Source organism: Bradyrhizobium uaiense, from assembly GCF_010811875.1.
Classification (GTDB): Bacteria; Pseudomonadota; Alphaproteobacteria; order Rhizobiales; family Xanthobacteraceae; genus Bradyrhizobium; species Bradyrhizobium uaiense.
Map to the genome: position 1 here is coordinate 1 of NZ_VKHP01000124.1, position 26,823 is coordinate 26,823.

A 26,823-nucleotide genomic window follows, 5' to 3' on the forward strand; every position below is an offset into this window, starting at 1 on the left:
AACACTCTTTAGGTGGAGAGAGCCCCCACCCGCCGCGCTCTTCGAACGCCGTAGCCGAAGCTTCGCTTCGGCGTCCTTCAAGGACGGCCGCCGAAGGCGGCCTATGCTCCCCCGCAAGCGGGAGAGGGGGCGCACCTTTTCGATGGCCGCCATCTTGCTTCAAGTTACCTTGCCGCGGCGATTGCGATTCTGCTGTGGCTCATGTCCGCCAGCGCCGCGTCCGCCGCCGGTCCGCGCATCGTCTCGATGAATGTCTGCAGCGACCAGCTCGTGCTGTCGCTCGCCGACCCGGACCAGATTCTCGGCCTCAGCCGCTTTTCGCGCGATGCCTGGCAATCCTGGGCCGCCGAGAAGGCGCGAAACTTTCCGCGCCTGTCCGGCGGGGCTGAAGATGTGCTGCTGCTCAAGCCCGATCTGGTCGTCGTCAGCCTGTTCGACAAGCGCGCGACGCGCGATCTGCTGAAGGTCAACGGGCTGCACCTCGTCGAGTTCACGGTGCCGCGCACGCTGGACGAGGTGCGGGACCAGATCCGCGCGATGGGCGATGTGGTGCAGCATCCGGATCGCGCGCAGGCCGAGATCGCGCGCCTCGATGCGGCGATCGCCCGTGCGCGGGCGGTGGCGAGCGCGCATCATTACCGCGTGCTGCCGCTGGAGCGGCGCGGCTTTGTGTCGGGGGATAACAGCCTCATCAACTCGCTGCTTGCGGCAACCGGCCTGACCAATGCGGCCGGCGAACTCGGCCTCGGCACGGGCGGGTTTGCTTCGCTGGAGGCCATCGTGAAGTTGCGGCCGGATTTCATTCTGGTGTCGGAGGCCGGCGATCGCGCCGTAGATGAGGGCCGCGCCTTCCTGCTGCATCCGGCGCTGGAGCGCTTCTATCCGGAAGCCAGGCGCATCGTGCTGCCCGAACGGCTCACGGTGTGCGGCGGCGTGATGCTTGCGGATGCGCTGGATCGGCTGACGGAAGAGTTGCAGCGCGTGACGCGGTAACTCCCAGCAATCCGTCATCCTGAGGTGCGAGCCCTTGCGAGCCTCGAAGGATGGACGGCCCGGATATTTCCAGGTGTTCTCGGGTAGAGCCGGGCCGTCGCCCTTCGAGACGCGCTGCGCGCTCTTCAGGGTGACGGTAGAAATAATGCGCGCCGGCCAATGGCTGGACGATTATCCCATCACCACAGGCCCGCCGGCCTTCTTCCAGGCGTCGATGCCGCCCTCGATATGGGCGGTGTTCGCCAGTCCCGCCTTCTTCGCGGCGGCCACCGCCATCGCGGAGCGCTCGCCGAAGGCGCAGAAGAACACGACACGGCGGCCGGTCGCGGCCGCGACTTCGCGCAGCATGCCGCCGGGCTGCAAGGTGGCGCAGATCCCCGGATAAGGCGCGTGCATCGCGCCAGGAAGCATGCCGTGCTTGGTGCGTTCGCTGGTTTCGCGCAAATCCACCAGCAGGATATCGGGCCGGCCGAGGCTCGCGATCGCATCGCGTGCGCTGAGGGAGAGGCCTTCCTTGGCAAGCTCGTCCTGGTGCAGGCCGACATGCATGTTGGCGGGCACCACGACATCCATCAGCTTCGGGTTCGGCAGATTGAGGTTGTTCATCAGCTCGACATAGTCGTCGATCGATTTCACCTGCAGCCGCGGATTGTAGCGCTTCTCCTCGCCGATCGTGGAGACGGTGTCGCCCTTGTAGTCATGCGCGGGGAACACCATGGTTTCCTCGGGCAGCCTCAAGAGGCGGTTGAAGATCGAATCGTACTGCGCCCGCGCGCTGCCGTTCTGGAAATCGGTGCGGCCGGTGCCGCGGATCAAGAGCGTGTCGCCGGTGAAGACGCGGTCGCCCATTAAATAGCTGTAGGAATCGTCGGTGTGGCCGGGCGTGTACATCGCCTCGAGGCAGAGACCTTCGATCGTCACCCTGTCGCCGTCGGAGACGCGCATCGACACCACATCGGCCTTGCTCTGCTCGCCCATGATGGTGATGCACTGGGTGCGGTCGCGCAGCTCGCCGAGGCCGGTGACGTGATCGGCGTGGAGATGCGTATCGACGGCCTTCACCAGCCGGAGATCGAGTTCCTGTAGCAGCTTGCAGTAGCGGTCGGCCTTTTCCAGCACGGGATCGAGGATCAGCGCCTCACCGCCGGCGCGGCTCGCGAGCAGATAGCTGTAGGTGCCGGACACGCTGTCGAAGAGCTGGCGAAAGATCATGACGGCTTACCTGTTCTCCGGGTCGAGTCGTGAGGAGGATATTATTCCATAGATAGGGTCTATTCAAAGCAAATCCATCCCCGCGCGACTCCCGTCCCGTCACCCCCGCGCAACGGCTTTGCCGTTGTCGCTGGAGGAGCCGCGAAGCGGCGTCTCGAAGGGTCGACGGCCCGGCTTTTTCCGAGAGGGGGATTGGCGTGCGGAAGCGATGGGGCCGTGCCCCCTTCGAGACGCCCGCTACGCGGGCCCTCAGGATGACGGTTGTATGGTGTGCGAATGGGGGCGGCGACGAATTACGGCCGCACCAGCGTGTAGCCGTTCTCGGTGAGAAGCAAAATCTGCGCGACGCCGACCTGCACGGGGGTGGCGGCGGCGATGTAGTCCGGCCGCTTGCCGGTGTCGCGCTCGATGGTGTCGACGGTGTTGAGGCAGATGTCGACCCGCGCGCCCTGCGCGACCAGGCTCTCGACCAGATTGCGGTTCGCATTGTCGGGCCTAAGCAGGTCGATGCCGGGGCCGAAGGCCACGATCTCGACCGCGACCTTGTCGGGGTCGTAATGCTTCATCAGATTGTTGGCGACGCTGATGACGAGGCCCTGCTTCTTCGGGTCGTTGTCGGAGAGCTGCAGCACGACCTTGTGCTCGGCGAACGGCTTGTCCTGCAGCGGCGCGAGCTGGGCGCGGGCGAGCGGCGTCGCAAGCGCGATCGCCGCAAGGCCGAGCGCCGCGATGAGTGCGCGCCGCATCATCCGTGCCTCGCAATGCCCGGATTGTCGTCGACGCCTTTCAGCGTGACGCCGGGCTCGTCGCGGTTCGGCGGCCGGCCGGAGCGCAGATGCCTGGCGACGACATCCCAGATCGGCGCGCCGTTCTGCTGGTTGACCGAGGCCCAGCCCGCGACCTTGTAGTGCTTGCCGGCTTCGAGATGCTTGCCGTTGCCGAGCTTCAGCTCGGAAATGCGCTTGCCGACGGTCTCGCCGGGCGTGCAGGTGTAGGCGAGGCCGCCGACGCGGACCATGTCGCCGCCCTGCTGATAATAGGGATCGGCGTTGAACAAATTGTCGCAGACGTCTTCCAGCACATCCTTGATCTGGCTGCCGGCCATCGTCGCGACATAGGTCTCGGGATAGGTGATCGCGGTTTCCGACAGCACGTCTTCCATGGTGACCGGCTGGCCGGCGAGCGTGGTGAGGCCCCAGCGGAAGCCGGGCGACAGCGCGATCTCGGCATTGAGCTCGTTCAGCAGCGCGTCGCAGATCAATTGGTCGACGGTGCCGGAGAAATTGCCGCGGCGGTAGAGCAGGCGGTCGGCCGTGCCGAGCTTGTTGCTCCACTCGTCGACATGCGGATCGCGCATCTTGTCGATCAGCGCCTGCATCGCGGGATCGGGCTTCAACAGCTCGGCGAAGACAGGCAGCAGGCGGTAGCGGACATTGGCGACCTTGCCCTTGGCGAGATCGAGATCGAGCACGCCGATGAACTTGCCGTTGGAGCCGGCATTGGTGACCAGCGTGACGCCGCCGGCATTGGTCACCGTGATCGGGATCGGAATCGCGTCATGGGTGTGACCGCCGAGGATGACGTCGATGCCGGTGACGCGGCTGGCGAGCTTGAGGTCGACATCCATGCCGTTATGCGACAGCAGGATCACCGCCTCGACCTTGTCGTCGTTGCGATGGCCGTCGACGAGTTTCTGCAACTCCTCGTCGCGGATGCCGAACTTCCAGTCTGGCGTGAAGCGCTTGGGATGCGCGATCGGCACATAGGGGAAGGCCTGGCCGATGATCGCGACGCGATGGCCGCCGATCTCCTTGATGATCGACGGCTTGAACACCCGCCCCGAGGCCGGATCGAACGCCTTGGCGTCGTTGAACGCGGCTTCCTCGGTCAGGAACACGTTCTGCGCCAGGAACTCGCCCTTGAAGCGCGAGAGATTGTCGCGCAGCACCTGCTCGCCATAGGTGAATTCCCAATGCCCGGTCATCGCCTCGATGCCGAGCAGGTTGGCGGCCTCGACCATGTCGGCGCCGTTCATCGCATTGGCGAGGCCGGTGCCCTGCCAGAGGTCGCCGCCGTCGAGCAGGATCGAGCGCTTGTCGCCGACATCGGCGCGCAGCTTGTCGACCAGCGTCTTCAGATGGGCAAAGCCGCCGAGCCGTCCGAAGCGGACGGCCGCCTTCTCGAACTCGACGCAGGTAAAGGCATAGGCGTCGGCGCTGTCGGGTCGGATGCCGAAGCGGTCGAGGAACGCCTTGCCGACCAGATGCGGCGGCTGGCCGGCCATCGCACCGACGCCGATATTGACGCCGGGCTCGCGGAAGAACACCGGCTTCAGCTGCGCATGGGTGTCGGTCATGTGCAGGATGCGGGCGTTGCCGAAGCGTTCAAGGTCATAGACGCTGGCGGTATCGGCGCCGCGCGCAAGGCGGGGCAGGCCGGCCACAAGCGTCGCGGCGGCGGATGCTTTCAAGAGATCTCGGCGGCCGATGATCATCGCTCTTCCGGCACTTGGTTGAAGCCACGCGGGCGGTGGTCGGGCTCTCTCCCCCCTTGCGGGGGAGAGTTGGAGAGAGGGGTGAGCCACGAACACCGCCCGTGCCGCTTACCCCTCTCCCTAACCCTCCCCCGCAAGGGGGGAGGGAACCCATTCGCCGGTGCTTCCCTAACTTTTTTGTCTCAACGAACTTCCATGTCCTTCCAGCGTTCCTTTTCGCTGGTGGCCTGGAAGATCGATGCCTTTGCCAGCGCCTCGGCCTCCTTGGCCTGGGCGACTGCGGTGTCGAAATCACCAGCCTCGCCGGCCTTTTTTGCGGCGGATAGCGTCGAGGCTGTCGTGGTCCACTGATTGCGCAGCAGGCCTGCTTCCTTGTTGGCGGCTTCAGCCGCGGCATAGGCCGTCTTGTAGTCGGCCTCGGAGGCGGCAAGCGCCGTGGTCGCAGCTGCGAGCAGCAGGGCGGATGCGGCGAAGATCGCTCTGATGGCCGTGCTCATGGCCGCGCTCCCGGACCCGAAATCGGCAGGCCGTTGCTGACATAGGACAAATAATATTCGAGGTCGCGGTACTCGTCGTCCTGCGGATTGAGCGGCACGCCGCGGATCTGGCTGTTGCAGGTGGTGAAGCGGCGGCTGGTCGTGCCCATGCCTGACCATTCCGAGCGGTAGATCGGCATCGCGTTCAGGATGCCGAGCGCCGGCGCCAGCACCTCGGCGCGGATCCGCTCGCCCGGGCTCTGGATATGGCAGGTGGCGCAGGAGAAATTGAGCTGGCCGCGGCGGGTGTAGAAATACTCCTTGCCCTTCTGATAGGCCTCCAGCGCGCGCGGATCGTTCGGGATCTTGATGTCCATCGGCTTGCCGCGCGAGGTGAAGGCCATGTAGGCGGTCAGCGCCGCCATGTCGTCCTTCACATAGGAGAACGGCGCCTCGCCATTGGCCTCGCGGCAGCGGTTGAGCGCGAGCTCGAGCGTGACGACCTTGCCTTCCTTCTCGTCGAAATAGGGATAGTTCTGGCGGATGCCGATACCCTGGTTCGGGAAGCAATCGGCGTAGGTCTTGCCGTTCTTGAACGGCGTCGAGAACATCTCCTTGCCGGCTTCGAGCGAGAACTCGTAGGGCGGAAACTGCTCTTTCTCTTCCCACTGCTTGTGCAGGTCCTCATTCATCGAATAGGGACCGTTGACGAAGTCTTCGAGCTTCAGCTTGGGGAATTTGCCGGTGAAGAATTTCTGGAACGCGGCCTTGTCGGCGGCGGGATCGACGCTGTCGGCCGCATACGCAGCCGGCGCGAGCGCCAGGACGCCGAGCGCAAGCGTTGCAATTGCTGCGCGGATTGCGAAGCGCCGCGTCATTGAATCTTCGCCGTGGTGGTGTCGGTCGCGCCCTTGTTGTCGACCCAGCTGACCTTCAGGTCGTCGCCCTTCTTGCCGCCCTTGAAGGCGAACTTGACGTACGGGTCCTTCGACACGCCGCCGCCCCAGTCGGCGACGAACACCGGCTTGCCGTCATATTCGAAGGTCAGCACCTGGATGAAATGCGGCGGGATGATCTCGCCCTTGGCGTCCTTGACGAAGCCGGAATCCATCGGATGCTGGATCAGCGCCTGCACCTCGGTGGTGTCGCCGTTCGAGGTGGCGCGCACGCGAATGCTCGATGCCATCTGATTTTGTCCCTTGATTGAACTCAGCCGCCGCAGCCGCCGACGGTGACCTTGATTTCCTTTTGGGCGCTGTAGAGCTTGCCGCCGGCCTCGACGATCACGGTAACGTTGCTGGTCTTGGCCATCTTGATGCGGTTGGCGACGCTCGGCAGCGTGCCGGGCGGTATCTTGTAGGACGCGATCAGCGAGATCGGATTCTCGCTGACCAGGAACGAGATCGAGGTGACGTCGGCAAGCGTCGTGGTGGCGGAGATCGGCACCACGGCGCCGTTCTCGGCGATTTCGGGCGCGTCCATCTTGACCTTGTCCGAGGGCTCGGCGGTCTTGCCGTAGAGCGCCTTGATCGCGTCGGCCTCGGTCTTCTGCTTGAACGCCTCTTCCGGATATTTGTCGTTGGCTGCGGCGAGCGCCTGCGGCACGTCGAACGGAACGACGCCAAGTCCGATCAGTGCGGCGACGCCTGCGCCCTTCAGGACCAGGCGGCGCGTCCTGAAAAATTCGCTGGTCGTGATGTTCATCGAAAAAATCTCCTCAAGCTGATGTCGCCGCGTCACAGCGTCTGCAGGAAGTCCACCACCGCATTGATTTCGGTCTCGCTCAAAATCCGGTTTCGGCCGAACGGCGGCATCACGGTCTGCGGGTTGCGCTTGGTCTCATCGGTCACGATCGCGATCAGCTCGTCGCGGCTGTACTTCGCCTTGAGGCCGGTCAGCTCGGGGCCGATGCTGCCGGGCAGCTCGCCGCCCTTGATGACATGGCAGGTCAGGCAATTGCCCTTGCCGCGGTCGAAGGCGAGCCTCTCACCCTCGGCGGCGGATTGCGCCTGCGCGGGCGCGGCCATGGCGGTGCCCGCCAGCAGCGCCAGGACGAAGGCTGGCTTGGAGAAAGTGGCGATCAAGGACGTTTCCCGGGCTTCAATCTCGATGATCCCATCGCAATATAAAGAGTGGAAAGCACAAAGGCCATCGGCTGGCAACACGGAGAATAGGCGCGTTGCGACGGGGTTAATGACAGAGCTGCGGCCTGCGCGGACGATACCAGACCCGTCACCCTGAGGTGCGAGCGGAGCGAGCCTCGAAGGGTCGACGGCCCGGCTGTGGCCGTGCATTCTTCGAGGCTCGCCCAGCGGCGCAATTGCGCCGCAGGCTCGCACCTCAGAATGACGGGGAGGGAGCAACGGCGCTCTGTCGGTTCCGTTCGGCTCGTCCTGGCTGCACGGTCTAGATAACAGGAGATTGCAGTGGCGGAGTTCGTGGTGGAGTTCGGCAAGGACGGCAGGCCGGTCGAGGCGGACGGGCGGCTCGATGCGGCAGCATTCCACCGCAATCACCAGCCGATCTGGGCGGTCCTGAAGAATTATCTCGCCGGTCAATCCGGCGACGTGCTGGAAGCCGGCAGCGGCACCGGCCAGCATGTCCTCTATTTCGCCGGCCGGACGCCCGACATCATTTGGTGGCCGAGCGACCTCCATGCCGCGCATCTGCGCAGCATCGAGGCGTGGCGCGCGTATGCCGCCCTTGCCAACATCAAGCCGCCGCAGCCGATCGATCTGTCTGACCCCGCCTGGTCGCCAGTGCCGTCGGACGGCAAAGGTCCGGACAAACTGCTCGCGATCTTCTGCGCCAACGTGATCCACATCGCGCCGTGGCGCGTCGCCGAGGGCCTGTTCGCCGGCGCCTCCAGGCATCTGCGCGCCGACGGCCGGCTGTTTCTTTATGGCCCGTTCAAACGCGGCGGCAAGCACACCGCGCTCAGCAACGCCGTGTTCGACACGTCGCTGCGTGAGCGCGACGCCGAGTGGGGCGTGCGCGATATCGCCGATGTCGAGGCGCTTGCGGAGCGCAACGGGCTGAAATTGGCTGGCACCTTCGAGATGCCGGCCAACAACATGATTTTGATGTTCGTGCGGGCGGGTGCGGCTCAGTCGTAAGCCAGACACCATTCATCCCCGCGCAGCCAGCATCATCCACCGTTCCGGGCCGACGAAGTCCTCGCGCGGGATGGCGGCGAAGGCCGCGGCCACGCGCGCATCGTCGACGTTGGCGGCGGCCAGGATCTGCTTGGCATAGGCCGCGCGAACGATGCGGAGTTCGGCTTGCGGGTCCATTGCCGGGCCCTCCCACGATTGACGCGTTGTGTGATTTGACACACCGAGGTGTGTGAAATAGCATACTCCAACGACGGAGGCCAGAATGAAGAGACGGCTTTATCCGGCCGTGCTGGAGCGCGGTTCGCGCGGCGCGTTCGGTGCCTGGTTTCCCGACTTTCCCGGCTGCGTTGCCGGCGGCAAGTCGCAGGAGGAGGCGATCGAGCGTGCCGAGCATGCGCTGGCGCAGGCGGTGGACGGCTGGGTCGAGCAGGGCCACGTGCTGCCGGAGCCGACGCCGATCGAGCGGATCGTGCCGCCCAAGGGCTCCGACGTTGCCGCCTTCTTCATGGTGGGCGTCGATCCGCCCGATCCATCCGAGCGCGTCAACGTCTATCTGCCGAAGAGCCTGATCGCGCGCATCGACAAGCGCGCGGCCGAGCTCGGCATGAGCCGTTCGAGCTTCTTCGGCTTTGCGAGCTCGCTCGCACTCGAATGGCCGGGCGGCTATCCGCGCGGCGCCCCGATCGCGCCGCGTTCCAAGGTGCACAAGACCGGCGCGCTGTGCGCCGAGAAGCGGCCGGGCAAGAAGCCTGTGCGGTAGACGCCATTCTTCAGTTCTACCACCGTCACCCTGAGGAGGCCGCGCAGCGGCCGTCTCGAAGGGTCGACGGCCCGGCTGGTGGCCGTGCATCCTTCGAGGCTCGCCCAGCGGCGCAATTGCGCCGCAAGGCTCACACCTCAGGATGACGGGTCTAAGCGCCGACCCGTACGACAGGAGAACGGTGCGCTCTCGTGCGCCTCCCGCATGGCCTACGTCCGTTTGCGCCGGTTGATCGGCCTCGACCTGCTCTCCATAGTGCGCGCGATTGGAGGCTCCCGCCGGGGCTTCAGCGCGGGACCACCGATGATCGACGTGACGGCTGCGGATGAGACGAGCGATGACGCGCGGGCGCGCAGCAATGTGTGGCGGCTTGCGGCGGCGCAGGCGCTGACCGGCGCCAATTCGGCCGTGATCTTCGCCACCGGCTCGATCGTCGGCGCGACGCTGGCGCCGAGCGTTTCGCTCGCCACCGTGCCGCTCTCGATGTATGTGCTCGGCCTTGCCGCCGGCACGCTGCCGACCGGCGCGATCTCGCGCGCCTACGGCCGGCGCGTCGCCTTCATCATCGGCACCTTCTGCGGCACGCTCACCGGCGCGCTCGGCGCCTGGGCCATCCTGCATTCATCGTTCTGGCTGTTCTGCGGCGCGACCTTCCTCGGCGGGCTCTACGGCGCCGTCGCGCAGTCCTATCGCTTTGCCGCCGCCGACGGCGCCAGTGTCGCGTTCCGGCCCAAGGCGGTGTCGTGGGTGATGGCCGGCGGCGTCTTCGCCGGTGTGCTCGGGCCGCAGCTCGTGCAATGGACCATGGACATCTGGCCGCCTTATCTGTTCGCGTTCTCCTTCGTGATGCAGGCGCTGGTCGCGCTGGTGGCGATGGCGGTGCTCTCGGGCGTCGACGCGCCGAAGCCTGCGGCGGCGGATCTGCATGGCGGCCGCCCCTTGCTCGAGATCGCAAAGCAGCCGCGCTTCATCGCTGCGGCGCTGTGCGGCGTGATCGCCTATCCGATGATGAATCTGGTGATGACTTCGGCGCCGCTCGCGATGAAGATGTGCGGACTGTCGGTCAGCGATTCCAATTTCGGTATCCAGTGGCACATCGTGGCGATGTATGGCCCGAGCTTCTTCACCGGCTCGCTGATCGCCCGCTTCGGTGCGCCCGCCATCGTCGCGCTCGGTCTGGCGCTCGAAGCAGTCGCCGCGATGATCGGACTGTCGGGGATCACGGCGCCGCACTTCTGGGCGACGCTGTTCGTGCTTGGGATCGGCTGGAACTTCGCGTTCGTCGGCGCCTCCGCACTGGTGCTGGAAACGCACCGGCCGCAAGAACGCAACAAGGTGCAGGCCTTCAACGATTTCCTTGTCTTCGGCATGATGGCGATCGGCTCGTTCTCGTCGGGCCAGCTGCTGGCGCATTACGGCTGGAACGCTGTCAACATTGTGGTGTTTCCGCCTGTGTTGCTCGGCCTCGCCGTGCTCTCGTTCGCTTCATTTGCCAAGCGGCGAGCGAAATTGCGTGCGATGGAAGAAATCCCGGATCCCAGCATCTGACCTGCTGCCAATTGCTGACACTTCGATCGGCTTCGAAATGATCGGCTTGCAAGGCTGCTCACATCGTGGGAACGGATGAATCCGGCCATGACGATGTGAGAAGCAAGAGCAAGAAATGGACGCATCATCGCCCACGCAAGCAGACGAGTCCTCGCTTGGTTATGAAGGCTGGCGCATCGTCGTCGTCTGCTTCCTGCTTGCGACTTTCGGCTGGGGATTGGGCTTCTACGGACAGAGCGTCTATGTCGCCGAGTTGCAGCGCCTGCACGGCTGGCCGGCGTCGCTGATCTCGTCGGGCACCACCTTCTTCTATCTGTTCGGCGCAGCGCTGGTTGCCTTCGTCAGCGAGGCGATCAAGGCGTTCGGCGCGCGCAGTTGCCTGATCGCAGGCACCTTCGCAATGGCGATCGCGGCGGTCGCGATCGGTGAGGTGCGCGCGCCCTGGCAGCTCTATCTCGCCGATGCGCTGCTGGCGTTCGGCTGGGCCGGCACCAGCCTCGGCATCATCACCAACACGCTCGGCCTGTGGTTCGACAAGAAGCGCGGCATGGCGATCAGCCTGGCGCTGAACGGCGCCAGCTTCGGCGGCATCGTCGGCGTGCCGCTGCTGGTGACGGGGATCGGCGCCTTCGGCTTCTCCGGCGCGATGATCGCGGCTGCGTTGCTGCTGATCGTGGTCATGGTGCCCGTCATCCTGATCTTCGTCGGCCAGCCGCCGCCGCATCTACACGCGGTCGCGTCAGCGGCGGCCGATGCGCCGTCGGCGACCCAGGTGCGCGCCCGGGCGCTGCGCGACATCCGCTTCCTCTCGGTCTCGGTTGCCTTCGCGCTGGTGCTGTTCGCCCAGGTCGGCTTTATCGTCCATCTGATCGCCTATCTCGACCAGGTGATCGGCCGTGAGCGGGCCACGGTGGCGATGGCGCTGTTGACCGCGATGGCCGTGGTCGGCCGCGTCTCGTTCTCCTTCGTGATCGACCGGCTCAACCAGCGGCTGGCGTCGGCGTTGTCCTTTGTCAGTCAGGCGGTCGCGCTCGTCATCATCATCAACGTGCACAACGACCTCGCGCAGATCGCCGCCTGCGCACTGTTCGGCTTCTCGGTCGGCAATCTGATCACGCTGCCGGCGCTGATCGTGCAGCGCGAGTTCGATCCACGCGCATTCGGCGTGCTGGTCAGCCTGATCACCGCGATCAACCAGATCACCTATGCTTTCGGCCCCGGCGTGATTGGGTTGCTGCACGATCTCACGGGTGGTTACACGCTGCCGTTCTATGGCTGCATCGGGCTGGAGCTGATCGCGGCGGCGACCATCATGATGAAGGCTGGCAAGTAGCCCGCGCTCTGCTTACCTCCCCTTGGAAAGGGGAGGTCGCTTTGCTCGCAGAGCAAAGCGGGTGGGGATCTGGTCTCTCCACTTGGAGCCACGCCTGCGGCTGACCCCCATCCTACCTTCCCCCTTTCAGGGGAAGGGGAGGAAAGACCTGTCGCCGGATGCGGCGAAGCGTTCCGGAATTATCCGACTTGCGGAATTACGCCGCACGCTGCTTCAGCAGATCCTCCAGATCAAGCCGACGCGTGAACATCGAAAGCTTGCCGTCGGCGCTGCGCGGCCATTCGGCCTCGGGCCGATCCCAATAGAGCTCGACGCCGTTCTCGTCGGGATCGCGCAGGTAAAGCGCCTGGCTGACGCCATGGTCGCTGGCGCCGTCGAGCTGGATGCCGGCCGACAGCACCCGGTGCAGCGCGTCGGCGAGCGCCGGGCGGGTGGGGTAGAGAATGGCGGTGTGAAACAGGCCGGTGGTGCCCGGCGGCGGCGGATGGCCGCCCTTGCTCTCCCAGGTGTTGAGGCCGATGTGGTGGTGATAGCCGCCGGCCGAGATGAAGGCCGCGTCCGTGCCCATCCGCTGCTGCAGCTCGAAGCCGAGCACGCCGCAATAGAAGCCGAGCGCACGGTCGAGATCGGCGACCTTGAGGTGGACATGCCCGATCCGCGTGCCCGCGATGATAGGGGGATTCTCCGGCATGGCCTGGGCTCCGTTGGCATCAATGCCTTGCCGTCCGGGGCAAAGGCTTCACCGCCTGATATAGTCCGGATTTGCCGCGGCCGGAGCAATCCATCCTGAAACGCAGCGTTTCCGAAAGGCGCCACGGTCCGCCTGGGTCTAGCACAGCTCCGACAGTTCGCCGCCGGGCAGCTGGAACTCGAACGTGTTCAGCGTCATCGACACCATCGTGTAGTAGCCGCAGAGACCGATCACCTCGACCAGGCCGCGTTGGCTCAGCATCTCAACCGCCTCGTCATACAGTCCCTTGGGCAGGCCGTGACCTTCGTGCAGCGCCTTGGCTACGTCGTAGATCACCCTGGCCTTGGGATCGTCGAAGGTCGGCGTCCGGCGCACGCGGATGTCCTCGATGATCTTCGGATCGAGGCCGCCCTTCAGCGCGAGCCGCTTGTGGGCATACCATTCGTAATGCGCGGTCCAGTGCCGCGCGGTGACGAGGATCGCGATCTCCGACAGTTTTGGCGGAAAGATCGTCTCGAAGCGCAGCACCTCGCCGAGCCGCGTGGCATGCCGTGCCATCTCGGGGCTGTTCAGCCAGGCCATCATCGGCGCCGGCGGCGCGCCGCGCTTGCCGGCGATCGACTCGTCGTAGGTTTCTTTCTGGGCGGCGTTCATTTCGCTAGGCGAAAGCAGCTTCAGCCGCATGACCGTTTCCTCTTGTTTTTCAATCGTTACCCTCTCTCGGCGATACACCCGATCGCGCAAGGTGAGTAGCGACGCCAGAGCATGGCGCCGCCGCGAGGCATATTGAATTCGGCGGCGGCGTAGGTCTAAGGTCGAATCCAATTCGTCGATTTTGACTGGAAACGCACCATGGCTGACCTCGAGAAATTCCGCGCAGAGACCCGCGCCTGGCTGGAGCAGAACTGCCCGCCGGAGATGCGCAAGCCGATGACCTCGGACGGCGACACCTTCTGGGGTGGCCGCAACACGAAATTCTCCTCCGAAGCGCAGCGCGTCTGGTTCGAGCGGATGCGCGACAAGGGTTGGACCGTACCGCATTGGCCGAAGGAATATGGCGGCGGGGGCCTCGACGGCGAGGAGGCCAAGATCGTGCGGCAGGAGATGGCGGCGATCGGCGCGCGCCAGCCGCTGACCTCGTTCGGCATCTCGATGCTCGGACCGGCGCTTTTGAAATACGGCACCGAGGAGCAGAAGAAGGAGCATCTGCCGAAGATCACCGCGGGCTTGATCCGCTGGTGCCAGGGTTATTCCGAGCCGAACGCCGGCTCCGACCTCGCCTCGCTGCAGACCCGTGCGGTCGGCGACGGCGACGACTACATCATCAACGGCCAGAAGATCTGGACGTCCTACGCCAACTATGCCGACTGGATCTTCTGCCTGGTCCGCACCGATCCGGCGGCGAAGAAGCACGACGGCATCAGCTTCATCCTGTTCGACATGGCCTCGAAGGGCGTGTCGACCAAACCGATCCTGCTGATCTCCGGCTACTCGCCGTTCTGCGAAACCTTCTTCGACAATGTCCGCGTGCCGAAGTCGCATGTGGTGGGCACCGTCAATCGCGGCTGGGATGTCGCAAAATACCTGCTGCAGCACGAGCGCGCGATGATCTCGGGCATGGGCGAGCGCGGCGTCGGCCGTCCGCTCGGCCAGATCGCCGCCGATTCGGTCGGCACGGACGCGCAGGGCAAGCTCGACGATTCGCAGCTGCGCAGCCAGATCGCGAACTTCGAGGTCGACGAGGCGGCGCTTGCTGCGGCCGCGGAGCGCGCGGTCGATCTCGCCAAGGCCGGACAGTCGCACCCGGCGTTCTCCTCGGCGATGAAGTATTACGGCACCGAGCTCAACAAGCGGCGCTACGAGATCCTGATGTCGGCCGGCGGCATCGACGCGCTGGAGTGGGAGAGCGACCGCTCCAAGGGCGGCGCCCGTCCGCGCGCCTGGCTGCGCACCAAGGCCAACTCGATCGAGGGCGGCACCTCGGAGGTGATGCTCGGCATCGTCGCCAAGCGCATCCTCGATCTGCCGGGGGCGTGAAGTCTTTCCGCCGTCATGGCCGGGCTTGACCCGGCCATCCACGTCTTTGTCGCGGCTGGCACAAGACGTGGATGCCCGGCACAGGGCCGGGCATGACGTTCTCTTGAAATTCGCTTGAACGAACAACATCAGATTTATCGGATCCATCCATGGCCCTCGTCCTCACCGAAGAACAATCCATGCTGCGCGACAGTGCGCGCGGTCTCATCAGCGACAAAGCGCCGGTGGCGCATCTGCGCGGCTTGCGCGACAGCAAGGATGCCACCGGCTTCTCGCGCGAGCTCTGGAAGACCTTTGCCGAGATGGGCTTCTCCGGCCTGCTGGTGCCGGATCAGTTCGGCGGCAGCGGGCTCGGCTGCGTCGAAGCCGGCATCGTCATGGAGGAGATCGGCCGCACCTTGATGCCGTCGCCGTTCCTTGCGACCTCGGTGCTCGCTGCATCGGCACTGTCGCGCGGCGGCAGCGAGGCGCAGAAGGCGCAGCATCTGCCCAAGATCGCCGACGGCTCGCTGCTGGCGGCGCTGGCGATCGATGAAGGCGCCAAGCATCGTCCGCTGCAGACCAAATTGCAGGCGACGCGCGCCGGCAACGGCTTCAAGCTGTCGGGCGACAAGGCCTTCGTGGTCGACGGCCACACCGCCGACCTCCTGATCGTTGCGGCGCGCTCGGCGGGCAGCGCCGGCGACAAGAACGGGTTGACGCTGTTCCTGGTCGACCCGAAGGCCAGGGGGATCGCGGTCGAGCGCACCGCCATGGTCGATTCGCACAATGCGGCGCGCATCGTGTTCGGCAATGTCGAGGTCAATGCCGACAGCGTGCTCGGTGAGGTCGATCAGGGCCTTGGGTTGCTCGAGGGCGTGCTCAATATCGGCCGCGGCGCGGTCGCGTCCGAAATGGTCGGCCTCTCCGACGAGGTGTTCGGCCGTACCGTAGCCTATCTCAAGGAGCGCAAGCAGTTCGGAAAGGCGATCGGCGAATTCCAGGCGTTGCAGCACCGTGCCGCGGAGCTCTACATCGATATCGAGATCACCCGCGCCGCGGTGCTCAAGGCGTTACAGGCACTCGATACCGATATCGCGAAGGCCGCCACCGCTGTCTCAGTGGCAAAAGCGCGCGCCGGCACCACTGCCACGCTTGCCGTGCAGGAGGGCGTGCAGATGCATGGCGGCATGGGCATGACCGACCAGTTCGACATCGGCTTCTTCATGAAGCGAGCCCGGGTCTGCCAGGAGCTGTTCGGCGACAGCAATTACCACACCGACCAGTTGGCGAGCGGCAAGGGGTACTAGACTAGCTGTCATTCCGGGGCGCGCGAAGCGCGAGCCCCGGAATCCTTGGCGCAGCCTTCACTGCTGCTCGATGGATTCCGGGCCTGCGCCTGTCGGCGCATCCCGGAATGACGAAAGCCGTTCAGCGGATCGGCGGCGCGTACTGGACGCCGCCGGCGTTCCAGAGCTGGTTCATGCCGCGCGGGATCTTCAGCTTGGAATCGGCGCCGACGTTGCGGTCGTAGACCTCGCCGTAATTGCCGACATGCTTGATGATGCGCACCGCCCAGTCCTTGGTCAGGCCGAGATCCTCGCCATAGGAGCCTTCGGTGCCGACCAGCCGCATCACTTCCGGCTTCTTCGACTTCAGCGCCTCGTCGATGTTCTTCGAGGTGATGCCGAGCTCTTCGGCGTTGATCATGGCGTAGAGCGTCCACTTCACGATCATCATCCAGTCGTCGTCGCGCAGCCGGACCACCGGCGCCAGCGGCTCCTTGGAGATGATGTCGGCCAGGATCAAGTGGTCGCCCGGCTTGGAGAGGTTGAGCCGCAGCGCATAGAGTTGCGAGGCGTCCGAGGTCAGCGTGTCGCACTGGCCGGAATCATAGGCCTTCACGACGTCGTCCAGCTTGTCGAACTTCATCTCCGTGTACTTCATGTTGTTGGCACGGAAATAGTCGGCGAGGTTGAGCTGCGTCGTGGTGTTGGCCTGCACGCAGACCTTGCTGCCGTTCAGGTCGAGCGCGGAATCGATGTTGCGCGAGCGCGGGATCATGAAGCCCTGGCCGTCATAATAGGCGACCGCCGGGAAATAGAGATCGTAATTGGTCTCGCGCGACATGCTCCAGGTGGAGTTGCGCGACAGGATGTCGACCTTGCGGTTCTGCAACTCCTTGAAGCGCTCGCTGGCGTCGAGCGGGACGAACTTCGCCTTCGACGGATCGTCGAAGATCGCCGAGGCCACCGCGCGGCAGAAGTCGACGTCGAAGCCGGTCCAGTTGCCCTTGTCGTCGGGGATCGAGAAGCCCGGCAGGCCCTTGTTGACGCCGCACAGCACGTCGCCGCGGCGGACGGTGCGCTTCAGCGTACGGGTGTCGTAACGCTCATAGGCGATGGCGGCGGCCGCAACCAGCGCGGCGACCGCGAGCCCGATCGTCAGGCCGCCTCGAAATGTACGCATGGGTTCTCTCTCGCGAATGATCGGGGGAAAAACAGGTCGGATATCGAAGGCGGGTAGAGCGTGGAGATCAGAGTTCAGGCTTCTGGCGGATGATCACCTTGGTGCCGACGGGAACGCGGTTGTAGAGATCGGCGACGTCGGCGTTGACGAGGCGGAAGCAGCCGGAGGAGATGGCGGTGCCGATGGTGTCGGGCCGGTTGGTGCCGTGGATGCGGTAGACCGTGGTGCCGAGATACATCGCGCGTGCGCCGAGCGGATTGCCCGGGCCGCCCGCCATGAAGCGCGGCAGATAGGGCTGGCGGGCGATCATTTCCGGCGGCGGGGTCCAATCCGGCCATTCGGCCTTGCGGGTGATGGTCACGAGCCCCTGCCACTGGAAGCCATCGCGGCCGACGCCGATGCCGTAGCGGAGTGCGCGGCCGTTGCCCTGCACGAGGTAAAGATGGCGTTCGGCGGTGGAGACGATGATGGTGCCCGGCGCCTCATTGGTCCGGTAGTACACGACCTGCTTCTGCCATTCCGGGTCGAGCTGGTAGCCGTCGTCGGCGATCAGGCCGGGCTCGTCGGCGTCCGGGCGGCTCTGGGCAAAGCCCTGCGATGTCGACAGCACGAGCGCGCCCGTGGCGATCAACATCCAGACCAGGTGACGAAGTTTCGTCATGCAAAGCTCTCCTTATTGGCGCGCAGCCAATGGTTGCTCCACCCAAATCACGTGCAGCATCAAATCTCAGCGGCAGCTTGATGGCAAGTTTAGGGCGGGCGTCACACTATATCACTGTAATGCTTCTGTTTTTTGTCATTGCGCGCCGGGATGCGCCGCGCCATTCGCCTCATTTCGGCGCGATCCAGAGTCGCAACGCGAACGAGACCAGCGCCACCGTGCCGACGCCGCCGAGCCAGAGCGCTGCGAACCACAGCAGGCGCCGGCCGAGCGGCCGCTGATTCGGAGCCTGTGACATCAGTGGTATCCGTGGCCGGGGCGCACCTTGCCGCGGAACACCCAATAGGCCCAGGCGGTGTAGCCGAGGATCAGCGGCACCAGGATCGAGACCCCGACCAGCATGAAGATCTGGCTGTTCGCGGGCGCCGCGGCCTGCCAGATCGTGATGCTCTGCGGCACGATGTACGGGTACATGCTGATGCCGAGCCCGGCATAGGACAGCGCGAACAGCGCCAGCGTCAGGAAGAACGGCTGGTGGTCGTTCTTGTCGCCGAGCGCGCGCAGCAAGAGCGCGGTGACGGCGGCGACCGCGATCGGCACCGGTGCGGTGAGGATGATGTTGGGCCAGGCGAACCAGCGCTGGGTGTACTGCACGGCCAGGAACGGCGTTGCGATGCTGACGGCGCCGATCGCACACAGCATCGCGACCAGCAACATCCAGCTCAGATGATAGGCGCGCTCGCGCAGCTCGCCTTCGGTCTTCATCACCAGCCAGGTCGCGCCCAGCAGCGCATAGCCGATCACGAGCGCAATACCGGTCAGGACACTGAACGGCGTCAGCCAATCCCACCAGCCGCCGGCATATTGGCGTCCCTCGACATGGATGCCCTGCAGAATGGCGCCGAGCGCGATGCCCTGCGCCAGCGTCGCGACCAGCGAGCCGCCCGCGAAGGCGATATCCCATTTGTTGCGCGCCTTCTGGGTGCGCCAGCGGAATTCGAAAGCGACGCCGCGGAACACGAGGCCGAGCAGCATCGCGATCATGGGCGTGTAGAGCGCCGGCATCAGCACCGCATAGGCCAGTGGAAACGCCGCCATCATGCCGCCGCCGCCGAGCACCAGCCAGGTCTCGTTGCCGTCCCACACCGGCGCCACCGTGTTCATGATGACGTCGCGATCGGTCTTTTGCGGAAACACCGGAAACAGGATGCCGAGGCCGAGATCGAAGCCGTCCATCACGACATAGACGAACACGGCAAAGGCGATGATGAAGGCCCAGATGATGGTGAGATCGATCATCGCGCGCCCTCCACGGCGCCGGCCGCCGGCGTGATGCCGGCCGCGCGGGCGGGGATATTTGTCGACGGGCCTTGCTCGCCGGGGTGCGGCGGCTGCGCCATCAGCCGCAGGATGTAGATCACGCCCGCGATGAACACGGCGAAATAGACGATGATGAAGGCGATCAGCGACGAGCCCACCGCCGGTGCCGCCAGCGGCGACGCCGAATCGGCGGTGCGCAAGAGCCCGTAGACGGTGAACGGTTGCCGCCCGGTCTCCGTGGTGATCCAGCCTGCGAGCACCGCGATGAAGCCGGCCGGACCCATCAGGACCGCGAAGCGATGCAGCAGCGTCGACTGGTACATCATGCCGCGCCAGCGCATCAGCAGGCTGAACAGGCCGAGCCCCATGATCAGGAAGCCGAGGCCGACCATGATGCGGAACGCCCAGAAGGTGATCGGCACCGGCGGCCAGTTTTCGCGCGGCACGGTGTCGAGGCCGGCGAGCGGTGCGTCGAGCGAATGCTTCAGGATCAGCGACGACAGCTTCGGCACTTCGATCGCGTATTTCACCCTGGCATCTTTTTGGTCGGGCCAGCCGAACAGGATCAGCGGCGCGCCGTCCTTGTGGCTCTGGAAGTGGCCTTCCATCGCCATCACCTTGGCCGGCTGATGCTCCAGTGTGTTGAGGCCGTGCTGGTCGCCGGCGAGGATCTGGATCGGCGCCACCAGGGTTGCCATCCACATCGCCATCGAGAACATCACGCGCGCACCCGCCAGATGCTGGTCGCGCAACAGGTGCCAGGCGCCGACCCCGCCGACCACCAGCGAGGTGGTGAGGTAGGCCGCCAGCACCATGTGCACGAGACGATAAGGGAACGATGGATTGAAGATCACCTTGAGCCAGTCGGCGGCGACGAACTGGCCGTCGGCGTTGACGGCATGGCCGGTCGGCGTCTGCATCCAGGAATTGGCCGACAGAATCCAGAACGCCGAGATCAGCGTGCCGATCGCAACCATCAACGTCGCCACGAAATGCAGCCTGGGGCCGACGCGTTCGAGCCCGAACAGCATCACGCCGAGGAAGCCGGCCTCGAGGAAGAACGCGGTCAAGACCTCATAGGCCATCATCGGGCCGATCACCGGCCCGGTCTTGTCGGCAAAGGACGACCAGTTGGTGCCGAACTGGTAGGACATCACGATGCCCGAGACCACGCCCATGCCGAACGCGACCGCGAAGATCTTCAGCCAGTAATTGAACAGGTTGATGTAGACCTCGCGCTTGGTGGCAAGCCACAGCGCTTCCAGCACCGCGAGGTAGCTCGCAAGCCCGATCGAGAATGCGGGAAACACGATGTGGAACGACATCGTGAAAGCGAATTGCGCGCGGGCGAGTACGACCGCATCCCAGCCTTCGAACATCACGCACCACCCCTTGCCAATGCTCTGGGGCGCGATCCGGTCACGGCATGCGCGTTCGGGATCGCGTCGTCCCCGGCGTGGACCCTAGCACGACGGGGATGACGACAATACAGGGCGGATTGTCTAGGGGAACATCATGCGATTGGAGCTACCGCATGATGCCGTGCACTAGGCGTCACACAGCCCGGGCCGATAGCGGTCATTCACTCGGGCGAAACGGCATAGTAGACTTGCGTTCGATTCCATAGCCGCGTCAGGGACCGATGGGTTTCAAGATTACGCTTGTTTGCTGCGGGGTTGATGCTTCTGTTGGAGCAATGGCGGCACAAGACATCCAAAATGAATTCAACAATCACCGTCGATGGCATCGAGAGGTCCACTGTCGTTACGAAAGTGGGACCCTGATCCTCTGCGGGACTAATGATTTTGATCAGGCCGGGCTAGCCTTTCTGGACGAGTTTGGCGACTGCCTCTCCGCGTATCTCAAGGACCACGGTGCTGTTCGTGTGCTCTCCGTCGAGGCCGTGTAAACCCGCCACTGGTCGGCCTAGCGGGAAATCCGCTTCGGGTCACAAGGCGATATCCCTGACGTCAGGTCGCGTGTCTGCTTCGCCACCGAAGGCGGGTGTCCCCGTTCATGAGTACGCGCCCTAGCTGTTGGCGTTGAGCAGCCGCGCGACCGTGCGGTCGATCTCGTCGTACTGTCCCTCGCCGGCGTGCTGGAAGACGATCTTGCCGTTCTGGTTGATGAGGTATTGCGCCGGCCAATACTGGTTGCCGTAGGCGTTCCAGGTCTGCGAGTTGTTGTCCTGCGCCACCGGATAGAGGATGCCGTGCCGCTTCAGCGCCGCCTGCACGTTGGAGGCCGAATGCTCGAACGGAAATTCCGGCGTGTGGACCCCGATCACGACGAGGCCGCGATCCCGGTACTTTGAATAAAGTTGGGTGACGTGCGGCAGCGTGTTGACGCAGTTGACGCAGCCATAAGTCCAGAAATCCACCAGCACGACCTTGCCGCGCAGATCGGCAAGCTTGAGCGGCTGCGAATTGAACCAGTTGCTGATCCCTGTGAATTCGGGCGCGGTCTGGCTCTGTCCGGTCGTCATGGCGACCGCCCTCGGCACCGGCACGGCCGGCGCGTCGGACTCGGAGCAGAGGCCGGGGATGACGGCGCCACCGAGGCCAAGGCCCGCGACCAGAGCGGAAACAGCAATCAAGCGCAGGGACATTGAACTCTCCTTATAAGCTCACAGGCCGATCTGGCCGTTGGGATAGAACTGGGTCAGCCACGCCACGATCAGCGTGTCGTATTGCAGGTAGGACAGCGCGGCGAAGCCGATGATCACGACGCCGAAGCCTTGCTGCAGGCGCGGTGCGATCCGCGCCATGCTGCGCACGCGGGTGGTGACGGCCTGCCCGCCATAGGCAATCGCAAGCATCGGGATCGCTGCGCCGATCGCGTAGGTGACGAGCTGCAGGCTCGCCCACGCGGTATCCTTCGAGGTCGCGACGATGGTCAGGATCGAGCCGAGCACGGGTCCGGCGCACGGCGTCCACACCAGGCCGAGCGTAGAGCCGAGCACGAAGCCGCCGAACAGGCTTTGCGACGGCGCAGCCTGACCGAGATTGCCGGCGGCACCCGTCAACCGGACCGACAGCCATTCGAACGGCGCCGGCCAGATCATCAGCAGGCCGAAGCCCGCGAGCAGGACGGCCGCGCCGGTCCGCAGCAGGTTGGGATCGAAATCGAATGCGCGCGTGATCGCGCTCAGCAGCAATGCCACCGCAGAGAATGACATCACGAAGCCGAGCGCGATCATCGCAGGCCGCGCCTTGCCGGTCTGGCCTATCGATACCCCAAACAGGATCGGCAGCATCGGCAGGGTGCAAGGCGCGGCGACGGTAGCGACACCGGCAAGCAGGGCCAGGGCAAGGGCAAGGGCAAGGCTGAGCATCGTCGTCCGTCCATCAGAAGTCCCGGCACGCCAGAGGGCCGTGCCGGGTATGCCTGATGTTCTTCGCGAGGACGGTCGAGCCGTTACGGCCGTCCGGGCGCCGATAACGTCACGTCAGCGTGAGGCCGGTGTCATGCGCATCGGGGCTCGCGCATCCGATTGAGTGCAGGCGGGGGCAGTGTTGCTCTTAGAATTGGTGAATTGGTGCGCTCACCCCACCCGATCGGTGTCATCGCCCGGCTTGACCGGGCGATCCAGTATCCCAGAGGCGCTTGTGCTTGAGCCGAGGGGCCGCGGCGTACTGGATCACCCGGTCAAGCCGGGTGATGACTGCTGGGGATGTGGTGAGGCCGCCGCGGTGGCAAGAGCTCGTACGGGCACCGGCAAGCGAGCGGCAAGGGTACTGTGCGACGACAGTCATTTTGAGGCGCAACTTGTCGCGCCAAAAACAGAGCGACCCGGCTGGGGGGCATCCCGGCCGGGTCGTTGGAGGTTACTTGGGAGGTTAGAACGAAGGGAAGTATCGAAACTGGGTCAGTGAATTGGGGTTGGGGTTGCGTCGTTGGATATGGGTATAGGGATCGCGTTTTTCCGGGTGATGTCGTCGATTGTTTCAATTGCTTCGTCGCCGGACTTTTTCGGCTTCGTGGACAATTGCCCGGATTGCTCGATCTCCTTTTAAACTATTGATCTATATTCGTTTTACGCTGCGACGCTGTCCACGCCGGCGCCCCGGAGGAGGTCGGCGAGCTGCTTGCGGGCATAGAACATGCGGGTCTTCACCGTGCTCTGCGGGATACCGATGATCTGCCCGGCCTCCTCGACCGATTTCTCATGGTAGTAGACCAGATTGATGATCTCGCGGTGTGCCGGCGACAGCTTGGCCACGCAGGCACGCAGGATCTCGCTGGTGGTGGCGCGATCGAGCGAGGTTTCCGGCGTGTCGGCGCCGTCAGCGATCTCCAGCACGTCGTCCTGGTCGATGTCCTCATGCTTGCGCTGGCGCAGCGCGGTCAGCGCCTTGAAGCGGGCAATCGACAGCAGCCAGGTCGAGACCTGCGAGCGGCCCTCGAACTGGGCCGCGGTGCGCCAGACGTCCAGGAACACCTGGCTCACCAGATCCTCGGCCATTGTGGTGTCGCGCACCATGCGGAGCACGAAGCGGTAAACCCGGACGTTATGACGGGCGTAGAGCGTGTGCATCGAGGTGCGGTTATTCTTGGCGATACGCGCGAGCAGCATTTCATCCGAGGTCGCGCGAGCAGCATCGATATGCTTCGTGGCTGCAGAGTTGATGGCGATGACGTTCGGCATGACAGGCTCCCAGTTCGCCGTTGGGCGGCGGTTCGTTGGGAGAAAGCTAGTTACCGCCGGTTTCCGGATGTCTGCGCGAAAAGCGGAAAATGGTTTCGTGACCGGGAGAATTGTTTCGTCGCCGGCCGGACGACGAAACATTCGGGGCCGAAAAGCCAATAATTTCAACGCGTAGAAAATTAGAGCGGCCGGCTTAGCCCCGCCGGGAACGATTCCGGCCCGTGACTTTCGGCACTGTTGGGGCCTATTCGGCCGCTTGCAAAGCGGGCGCTGCCTTTTTCGGGGCAATCCAGAACGCATCGGGCCGCTCGAACAGGAAATTGGCCCGAACCGCCAGTGCCAGCCGCCAGATCAGGAGCGAGCCGGCGACGCCGGCCGCGGTCACGATCAGCGAGATCAGGCCGATGTCGGGGATGACGTCGTAGCGCAGCAGAACGGTGCGTGTCGCGGCCATCGGCAGGAAGAAGGCGAGGTAGATCACGATCGAGTGCTCGCCGCAGAAGCGCAGCAAGCCGAGCCAGTGCGCACGTGCCAGCAGCGTGCCGGACACGATGATGGCGCAGGCGCCGGCAAAGCCGAGTGCCAACGAGACGATCGGCCATTCACTGATATCGAGCGCGACCAGGCCGCCATTGATCAGCGCCCAGAACCCAAGCCCGAGCAGGGCAAGCGCCGGCCGCGACCGTGCACGGTCCGACAGCGCGAACACGTAATCGGCCAGGACATAGCCGGTGTAGAAATAGACGAAGCGGGCGCTGAACTCGTCGATCACGTACCAGCCGGTCGCGACGTGCGCCGACTCCAATGCTGCTGCGATCAGCCAGATCACGAGCGGGTGGACGTTGCGGGCGAGCTTGGTGACGACGAAGAAGATCGGCAGCAGATAGATGAACCACAGCGTGCCGAACGGCTGGACGAAGGAGGCGAGGTATTGCCGCCCAGCCTCGGCCCAACCCGCTTCGGCGGCCAGCGACGGCGCCTTGAAACCGAACTGGATCGTCACCCACAGCACGTAGAAGTAGGCGAAGTGCATCACCTTGCGATCGAGATAGGTGCGCCAGTCGCGATCGATCACGACCGACAGGAACAGCCCGGAGATCAGGAAGAAGTCCGGCATCCGGAACGGCTTTGCGAACATCACGACATAATGCATGAAGCCGGTCTGCTCGGCGGCCTTCTCGACCCCCAGCACCGAGTGCATCATGACGACCATGATGATGCAGATGCCCTTGGCATAATCGACCCAATCGACACGCGCGGCCTCGTTCCCACGTGATCGATCAAGTGATCGATCAAGGGAACGATCTGTCGCAGCTATTGTGCCGTTTGTGGTCATCCTTGTCCTGTTTCGGTGTGGTCGGGCCCCATCATCGGCCCGATCGGTTGCTTTCTCCTTTATCAGTACAAGGGATGTGCCACCTTAACCCGGCCCTTTCCCCGGTTCCCTCGACCAGGCGAATGGTCTAAGAGCGCCGGAAATCCTAAGAGAATCCGACGCTCGTTAACCACAGGACGCAAGGCTGGCCGAGGGCCGTGGCCTGCGATGAGACTGCTTGCCGCACCATTTCGATAGCCCGCTGCCGATCGACGCCGTGCTCGATGAGCTCGACCGCACGCTCGACAGCCACAATGCCGCCGTGCTGGTCGCGCCGCCCGGCGCCGGCAAGACCACGCGCGTGCCGCTGGCGTTGCTCGATGCGCCCTGGGCCAGGGGTAAGAAGATCATCGTGCTGGAGCCGCGCCGTATCGCCGCGCGCGCCAGCGCCGAGCGGATGGCGAAGACGCTCGGTGAGCGTCCCGGCGAGACCGTCGGCTATCGCGTGCGCTTCGGCTCGAAGGTGTCGCGCGCGACGCGGATCGAGGTCGTCACCGAGGGCATTTTCTCACGCCAGATCCTCGACGATCCCGAGCTCCACGGCGTCGCCGCAGTGTTGTTCGACGAATTCCACGAGCGCTCGCTCGATGCCGATCTTGGCCTGGCGCTGGCGCGCGACGCGCAAACCGGCCTGCGCGAGGATCTGCGCATCCTCGTGATGTCGGCCACGCTCGACGGCGCGCGCGTCGCCAGGCTGCTCGGCGATGCGCCTGTCGTCGAGAGCGAGGGCCGCGCCTTTCCGGTCGAGACCCGTTACGTCGGCCGCAAGGTCGATGCGCCGGTGGAGCGGCAGATGGCCGAGACGATCGCGACTGCGCTGCGCGCCGATGCCGGCTCGGTGCTTGCCTTCCTGCCGGGCGCCGCCGAGATCCGTCGCACGCAAACCTTCCTCGCCGAGCGCGTGCACGACGCCTCGGTCGAGATCGTGCCGCTGTTCGGCGCGCTCGATGCAGCCGTGCAGGATCGCGCCATCGCGCCGGCGCCGAAGGGCATCCGCAAGGTGGTGCTGGCGACTTCGATTGCCGAGACCTCGCTGACCATCGAGGGCGTGCGCATCGTGGTCGATTCCGGCCTGGCGCGGGTGCCGCGCTATGAGCCTGACATGGCGCTGACGCGACTGGAGACCGTGCGGGCCTCGCGCGCCGCGGTCGATCAGCGGCGCGGCCGCGCCGGCCGTATCGAACCCGGTGTCTGCTACCGTCTGTGGGACGAGCCGCAGACCGCATCGCTGCCGGCCTACACTGCGCCCGAAATCCTCTCCGCCGATCTGTCCTCGCTGGTGCTCGACCTCGCGCAATGGGGCGTCAGCGATCCCGCGAGCCTTGCCTTCCTCGATCCGCCGCCGGGGCCGGCGCTGAAGGAAGCGAGATCGCTGCTGTCAGAGCTCGGTGCGCTCGACGGCGACGGCCGCATCACCGAGGAGGGCCAGAGCCTGCGCGCGCTGGCGCTGCCGCCGCGGCTGGCGCGCATGATCGTGGATTCTGCGCGTTTCGGTATGGGCGAGGAGGCCGCCGAGATCGCCGCTGTGCTGACCGAGCGCGGGCTCGGCGGCGACAGCGTCGACCTCGACGTCAGGCTCGACCAGTTTCGCCGCGACCGCTCGCAGCGTGCTTCGAGCGCGCGCAGCATGGCCGCGCGCTGGGCGCAACAGGTGGCGGCCAACGAGGACGCTCTTACTTCTCCCTCCCCCCTTGCGGGGAGGGGTTGGGGA

General features: G+C 64.9%; 29 protein-coding genes. 9 read left to right on the forward strand and 20 right to left on the reverse strand.

All coding sequences use genetic code 11. The features are described 5' to 3' along the window. Window positions 1–201: 201 nt before the first annotated feature. Window positions 202–993, forward strand: coding sequence for an ABC transporter substrate-binding protein (locus FNJ47_RS26235; RefSeq protein ID WP_163158321.1), 792 nt, complete (start codon window positions 202–204; stop codon window positions 991–993). A 171-nt stretch (window positions 994–1,164) separates the two neighbouring features. On the opposite strand, the gene FNJ47_RS26240 is transcribed toward FNJ47_RS26235, so the two are convergent. From FNJ47_RS26240 to soxX, 8 genes are all read right to left on the reverse strand, one after another. After that, window positions 1,165–2,205, reverse strand: coding sequence for an MBL fold metallo-hydrolase (locus FNJ47_RS26240; protein ID WP_163158323.1), 1,041 nt, complete (start codon window positions 2,203–2,205; stop codon window positions 1,165–1,167). Between the two features lie 293 nt (window positions 2,206–2,498). Next, complete coding sequence (locus tag FNJ47_RS26245; RefSeq protein WP_163158325.1) at window positions 2,499–2,954, reverse strand: DsrE family protein; 456 nt, start codon at window positions 2,952–2,954, stop codon at window positions 2,499–2,501. Then, window positions 2,951–4,699 (reverse strand): thiosulfohydrolase SoxB, encoded by a 1,749-nt coding sequence (gene soxB, locus FNJ47_RS26250; protein ID WP_163158327.1) that lies wholly within the window; start codon window positions 4,697–4,699, stop codon window positions 2,951–2,953. Before soxB ends, FNJ47_RS26245 begins: the two co-directional genes overlap by 4 nt. Window positions 4,700–4,881: 182 nt before the next feature. Further along, entirely contained in the window at window positions 4,882–5,196 is a 315-nt protein-coding gene (locus tag FNJ47_RS26255; RefSeq protein ID WP_163158329.1) for a hypothetical protein, read from the reverse strand. Further along, the gene (soxA, locus tag FNJ47_RS26260; RefSeq protein ID WP_163158331.1) at window positions 5,193–6,053 is read right to left on the reverse strand and encodes a sulfur oxidation c-type cytochrome SoxA; all 861 of its coding nucleotides are present in this window, start codon (window positions 6,051–6,053) and stop codon (window positions 5,193–5,195) included. The genes FNJ47_RS26255 and soxA overlap by 4 nt, the downstream gene beginning before the upstream one ends. After that, on the reverse strand, window positions 6,050–6,361 hold the full coding sequence (gene soxZ / locus FNJ47_RS26265) for a thiosulfate oxidation carrier complex protein SoxZ (RefSeq protein ID WP_050419904.1): 312 nt from the start codon (window positions 6,359–6,361) through the stop codon (window positions 6,050–6,052). The genes soxA and soxZ overlap by 4 nt, the downstream gene beginning before the upstream one ends. 23 nt (window positions 6,362–6,384) lie before the next feature. Next, a complete protein-coding gene (gene soxY, locus FNJ47_RS26270; protein WP_163158333.1) occupies window positions 6,385–6,879 on the reverse strand; it encodes a thiosulfate oxidation carrier protein SoxY in 495 nt (164 codons plus the stop codon). Window positions 6,880–6,911: 32 nt separating this feature from the next. Beyond that, entirely contained in the window at window positions 6,912–7,202 is a 291-nt protein-coding gene (soxX, locus tag FNJ47_RS26275; RefSeq protein WP_163158378.1) for a sulfur oxidation c-type cytochrome SoxX, read from the reverse strand. A gap of 399 nt (window positions 7,203–7,601) precedes the next feature. Here soxX and FNJ47_RS26280 point away from each other — a divergent pair, with 399 nt between their 5' ends. Further along, a complete protein-coding gene (locus FNJ47_RS26280) occupies window positions 7,602–8,291 on the forward strand; it encodes a DUF938 domain-containing protein (protein WP_163158336.1) in 690 nt (229 codons plus the stop codon). A 12-nt stretch (window positions 8,292–8,303) separates the two neighbouring features. Here FNJ47_RS26280 and FNJ47_RS26285 read toward each other — a convergent pair whose 3' ends face one another. Then, window positions 8,304–8,468: a hypothetical protein gene (locus tag FNJ47_RS26285; RefSeq protein ID WP_163158338.1), complete on the reverse strand. Its 165-nt coding sequence runs from the start codon at window positions 8,466–8,468 to the stop codon at window positions 8,304–8,306. An 85-nt stretch (window positions 8,469–8,553) separates the two neighbouring features. On the opposite strand from FNJ47_RS26285, the gene FNJ47_RS26290 reads away from it, so the two are divergent. The 3 genes from FNJ47_RS26290 to FNJ47_RS26300 all read left to right on the forward strand — a co-directional run bounded on the left by FNJ47_RS26290 (window position 8,554) and on the right by FNJ47_RS26300 (window position 11,932). Beyond that, a complete protein-coding gene (locus FNJ47_RS26290) occupies window positions 8,554–9,051 on the forward strand; it encodes a type II toxin-antitoxin system HicB family antitoxin (protein WP_163158340.1) in 498 nt (165 codons plus the stop codon). Between the two features lie 303 nt (window positions 9,052–9,354). Continuing rightward, entirely contained in the window at window positions 9,355–10,599 is a 1,245-nt protein-coding gene (locus FNJ47_RS26295) for an MFS transporter (RefSeq protein WP_163158342.1), read from the forward strand. A gap of 115 nt (window positions 10,600–10,714) precedes the next feature. Next, the gene (locus FNJ47_RS26300; RefSeq protein WP_163158344.1) at window positions 10,715–11,932 is read left to right on the forward strand and encodes an MFS transporter; all 1,218 of its coding nucleotides are present in this window, start codon (window positions 10,715–10,717) and stop codon (window positions 11,930–11,932) included. 196 nt (window positions 11,933–12,128) lie between these two features. On the opposite strand, the gene FNJ47_RS26305 is transcribed toward FNJ47_RS26300, so the two are convergent. Together FNJ47_RS26305 and FNJ47_RS26310 are read right to left on the reverse strand one after the other, a co-directional pair. Beyond that, window positions 12,129–12,623 (reverse strand): VOC family protein, encoded by a 495-nt coding sequence (locus FNJ47_RS26305; RefSeq protein WP_163158347.1) that lies wholly within the window; start codon window positions 12,621–12,623, stop codon window positions 12,129–12,131. A gap of 138 nt (window positions 12,624–12,761) precedes the next feature. Next, window positions 12,762–13,307 carry a carboxymuconolactone decarboxylase family protein gene (locus tag FNJ47_RS26310; RefSeq protein WP_163158349.1) on the reverse strand — a complete coding sequence of 182 codons (546 nt, stop codon included), beginning with the start codon at window positions 13,305–13,307 and terminating at the stop codon, window positions 12,762–12,764. Window positions 13,308–13,475: 168 nt separating this feature from the next. On the opposite strand from FNJ47_RS26310, the gene FNJ47_RS26315 reads away from it, so the two are divergent. Together FNJ47_RS26315 and FNJ47_RS26320 are read left to right on the forward strand one after the other, a co-directional pair. Further along, window positions 13,476–14,660 (forward strand): acyl-CoA dehydrogenase family protein, encoded by a 1,185-nt coding sequence (locus tag FNJ47_RS26315; RefSeq protein ID WP_163158351.1) that lies wholly within the window; start codon window positions 13,476–13,478, stop codon window positions 14,658–14,660. Window positions 14,661–14,809: 149 nt separating this feature from the next. Next, entirely contained in the window at window positions 14,810–15,949 is a 1,140-nt protein-coding gene (locus FNJ47_RS26320) for an acyl-CoA dehydrogenase family protein (RefSeq protein WP_163158353.1), read from the forward strand. 121 nt (window positions 15,950–16,070) lie between these two features. Here the strand turns inward: FNJ47_RS26320 and FNJ47_RS26325 are convergent, their stop codons facing one another. From FNJ47_RS26325 to FNJ47_RS26345, 5 genes are all read right to left on the reverse strand, one after another. After that, window positions 16,071–17,108 carry an amino acid ABC transporter substrate-binding protein gene (locus FNJ47_RS26325; RefSeq protein WP_163158355.1) on the reverse strand — a complete coding sequence of 346 codons (1,038 nt, stop codon included), beginning with the start codon at window positions 17,106–17,108 and terminating at the stop codon, window positions 16,071–16,073. Between the two features lie 67 nt (window positions 17,109–17,175). Then, window positions 17,176–17,769 (reverse strand): L,D-transpeptidase, encoded by a 594-nt coding sequence (locus FNJ47_RS26330; protein ID WP_163158357.1) that lies wholly within the window; start codon window positions 17,767–17,769, stop codon window positions 17,176–17,178. Between the two features lie 169 nt (window positions 17,770–17,938). Next, entirely contained in the window at window positions 17,939–18,067 is a 129-nt protein-coding gene (locus tag FNJ47_RS26335) for a DUF2474 domain-containing protein (protein ID WP_163158359.1), read from the reverse strand. Then, window positions 18,067–19,068: a cytochrome d ubiquinol oxidase subunit II gene (gene cydB / locus FNJ47_RS26340; protein ID WP_163158362.1), complete on the reverse strand. Its 1,002-nt coding sequence runs from the start codon at window positions 19,066–19,068 to the stop codon at window positions 18,067–18,069. Before cydB ends, FNJ47_RS26335 begins: the two co-directional genes overlap by 1 nt. Further along, complete coding sequence (locus tag FNJ47_RS26345; protein WP_163158364.1) at window positions 19,065–20,468, reverse strand: cytochrome ubiquinol oxidase subunit I; 1,404 nt, start codon at window positions 20,466–20,468, stop codon at window positions 19,065–19,067. Before FNJ47_RS26345 ends, cydB begins: the two co-directional genes overlap by 4 nt. A gap of 263 nt (window positions 20,469–20,731) precedes the next feature. On the opposite strand from FNJ47_RS26345, the gene FNJ47_RS26350 reads away from it, so the two are divergent. Next, window positions 20,732–20,998 (forward strand): hypothetical protein, encoded by a 267-nt coding sequence (locus tag FNJ47_RS26350; RefSeq protein WP_163158366.1) that lies wholly within the window; start codon window positions 20,732–20,734, stop codon window positions 20,996–20,998. Between the two features lie 120 nt (window positions 20,999–21,118). On the opposite strand, the gene FNJ47_RS26355 is transcribed toward FNJ47_RS26350, so the two are convergent. The 4 genes from FNJ47_RS26355 to FNJ47_RS26370 all read right to left on the reverse strand — a co-directional run bounded on the left by FNJ47_RS26355 (window position 21,119) and on the right by FNJ47_RS26370 (window position 25,073). Then, a complete protein-coding gene (locus FNJ47_RS26355; RefSeq protein WP_163158368.1) occupies window positions 21,119–21,697 on the reverse strand; it encodes a thioredoxin family protein in 579 nt (192 codons plus the stop codon). Window positions 21,698–21,715: 18 nt separating this feature from the next. Then, window positions 21,716–22,423, reverse strand: a complete 708-nt coding sequence (locus FNJ47_RS26360; protein ID WP_163158370.1) for a cytochrome c biogenesis CcdA family protein — start codon at window positions 22,421–22,423, stop codon at window positions 21,716–21,718. Window positions 22,424–23,125: 702 nt separating this feature from the next. Then, window positions 23,126–23,737, reverse strand: a complete 612-nt coding sequence (locus tag FNJ47_RS26365; protein WP_163158372.1) for a sigma-70 family RNA polymerase sigma factor — start codon at window positions 23,735–23,737, stop codon at window positions 23,126–23,128. A 244-nt stretch (window positions 23,738–23,981) separates the two neighbouring features. Continuing rightward, complete coding sequence (locus FNJ47_RS26370; RefSeq protein ID WP_163158374.1) at window positions 23,982–25,073, reverse strand: acyltransferase family protein; 1,092 nt, start codon at window positions 25,071–25,073, stop codon at window positions 23,982–23,984. A 217-nt stretch (window positions 25,074–25,290) separates the two neighbouring features. Here FNJ47_RS26370 and hrpB point away from each other — a divergent pair. Continuing rightward, window positions 25,291–26,823 (forward strand): ATP-dependent helicase HrpB (gene hrpB, locus FNJ47_RS26375; RefSeq protein ID WP_163158376.1); only part of this gene is annotated, 1,533 nt, incomplete at its 3' end.

Bases quoted from the DNA above. Each gene is read 5' to 3' on its own strand.
- FNJ47_RS26235 (WP_163158321.1), top strand. From the start codon at position 202: ATGTCCGCCAGCGCCGCGTCCGCCGCCGGTCCGCGCATCGTCTCGATG.
- FNJ47_RS26240 (WP_163158323.1), bottom strand. From the start codon at position 2,205: ATGATCTTTCGCCAGCTCTTCGACAGCGTGTCCGGCACCTACAGCTAT.
- FNJ47_RS26245 (WP_163158325.1), bottom strand. From the start codon at position 2,954: ATGATGCGGCGCGCACTCATCGCGGCGCTCGGCCTTGCGGCGATCGCG.
- soxB (WP_163158327.1), bottom strand. From the start codon at position 4,699: ATGATCATCGGCCGCCGAGATCTCTTGAAAGCATCCGCCGCCGCGACG.
- FNJ47_RS26255 (WP_163158329.1), bottom strand. From the start codon at position 5,196: ATGAGCACGGCCATCAGAGCGATCTTCGCCGCATCCGCCCTGCTGCTC.
- soxA (WP_163158331.1), bottom strand. From the start codon at position 6,053: ATGACGCGGCGCTTCGCAATCCGCGCAGCAATTGCAACGCTTGCGCTC.
- soxZ (WP_050419904.1), bottom strand. From the start codon at position 6,361: ATGGCATCGAGCATTCGCGTGCGCGCCACCTCGAACGGCGACACCACC.
- soxY (WP_163158333.1), bottom strand. From the start codon at position 6,879: ATGAACATCACGACCAGCGAATTTTTCAGGACGCGCCGCCTGGTCCTG.
- soxX (WP_163158378.1), bottom strand. From the start codon at position 7,202: ATGGCCGCGCCCGCGCAGGCGCAATCCGCCGCCGAGGGTGAGAGGCTC.
- FNJ47_RS26285 (WP_163158338.1), bottom strand. From the start codon at position 8,468: ATGGACCCGCAAGCCGAACTCCGCATCGTTCGCGCGGCCTATGCCAAG.
- FNJ47_RS26290 (WP_163158340.1), top strand. From the start codon at position 8,554: ATGAAGAGACGGCTTTATCCGGCCGTGCTGGAGCGCGGTTCGCGCGGC.
- FNJ47_RS26295 (WP_163158342.1), top strand. From the start codon at position 9,355: ATGATCGACGTGACGGCTGCGGATGAGACGAGCGATGACGCGCGGGCG.
- FNJ47_RS26300 (WP_163158344.1), top strand. From the start codon at position 10,715: ATGGACGCATCATCGCCCACGCAAGCAGACGAGTCCTCGCTTGGTTAT.
- FNJ47_RS26305 (WP_163158347.1), bottom strand. From the start codon at position 12,623: ATGCCGGAGAATCCCCCTATCATCGCGGGCACGCGGATCGGGCATGTC.
- FNJ47_RS26310 (WP_163158349.1), bottom strand. From the start codon at position 13,307: ATGCGGCTGAAGCTGCTTTCGCCTAGCGAAATGAACGCCGCCCAGAAA.
- FNJ47_RS26315 (WP_163158351.1), top strand. From the start codon at position 13,476: ATGGCTGACCTCGAGAAATTCCGCGCAGAGACCCGCGCCTGGCTGGAG.
- FNJ47_RS26320 (WP_163158353.1), top strand. From the start codon at position 14,810: ATGGCCCTCGTCCTCACCGAAGAACAATCCATGCTGCGCGACAGTGCG.
- FNJ47_RS26325 (WP_163158355.1), bottom strand. From the start codon at position 17,108: ATGCGTACATTTCGAGGCGGCCTGACGATCGGGCTCGCGGTCGCCGCG.
- FNJ47_RS26330 (WP_163158357.1), bottom strand. From the start codon at position 17,769: ATGACGAAACTTCGTCACCTGGTCTGGATGTTGATCGCCACGGGCGCG.
- FNJ47_RS26335 (WP_163158359.1), bottom strand. From the start codon at position 18,067: ATGTCACAGGCTCCGAATCAGCGGCCGCTCGGCCGGCGCCTGCTGTGG.
- cydB (WP_163158362.1), bottom strand. From the start codon at position 19,068: ATGATCGATCTCACCATCATCTGGGCCTTCATCATCGCCTTTGCCGTG.
- FNJ47_RS26345 (WP_163158364.1), bottom strand. From the start codon at position 20,468: ATGTTCGAAGGCTGGGATGCGGTCGTACTCGCCCGCGCGCAATTCGCT.
- FNJ47_RS26350 (WP_163158366.1), top strand. From the start codon at position 20,732: ATGGGTTTCAAGATTACGCTTGTTTGCTGCGGGGTTGATGCTTCTGTT.
- FNJ47_RS26355 (WP_163158368.1), bottom strand. From the start codon at position 21,697: ATGTCCCTGCGCTTGATTGCTGTTTCCGCTCTGGTCGCGGGCCTTGGC.
- FNJ47_RS26360 (WP_163158370.1), bottom strand. From the start codon at position 22,423: ATGCTCAGCCTTGCCCTTGCCCTTGCCCTGGCCCTGCTTGCCGGTGTC.
- FNJ47_RS26365 (WP_163158372.1), bottom strand. From the start codon at position 23,737: ATGCCGAACGTCATCGCCATCAACTCTGCAGCCACGAAGCATATCGAT.
- FNJ47_RS26370 (WP_163158374.1), bottom strand. From the start codon at position 25,073: ATGACCACAAACGGCACAATAGCTGCGACAGATCGTTCCCTTGATCGA.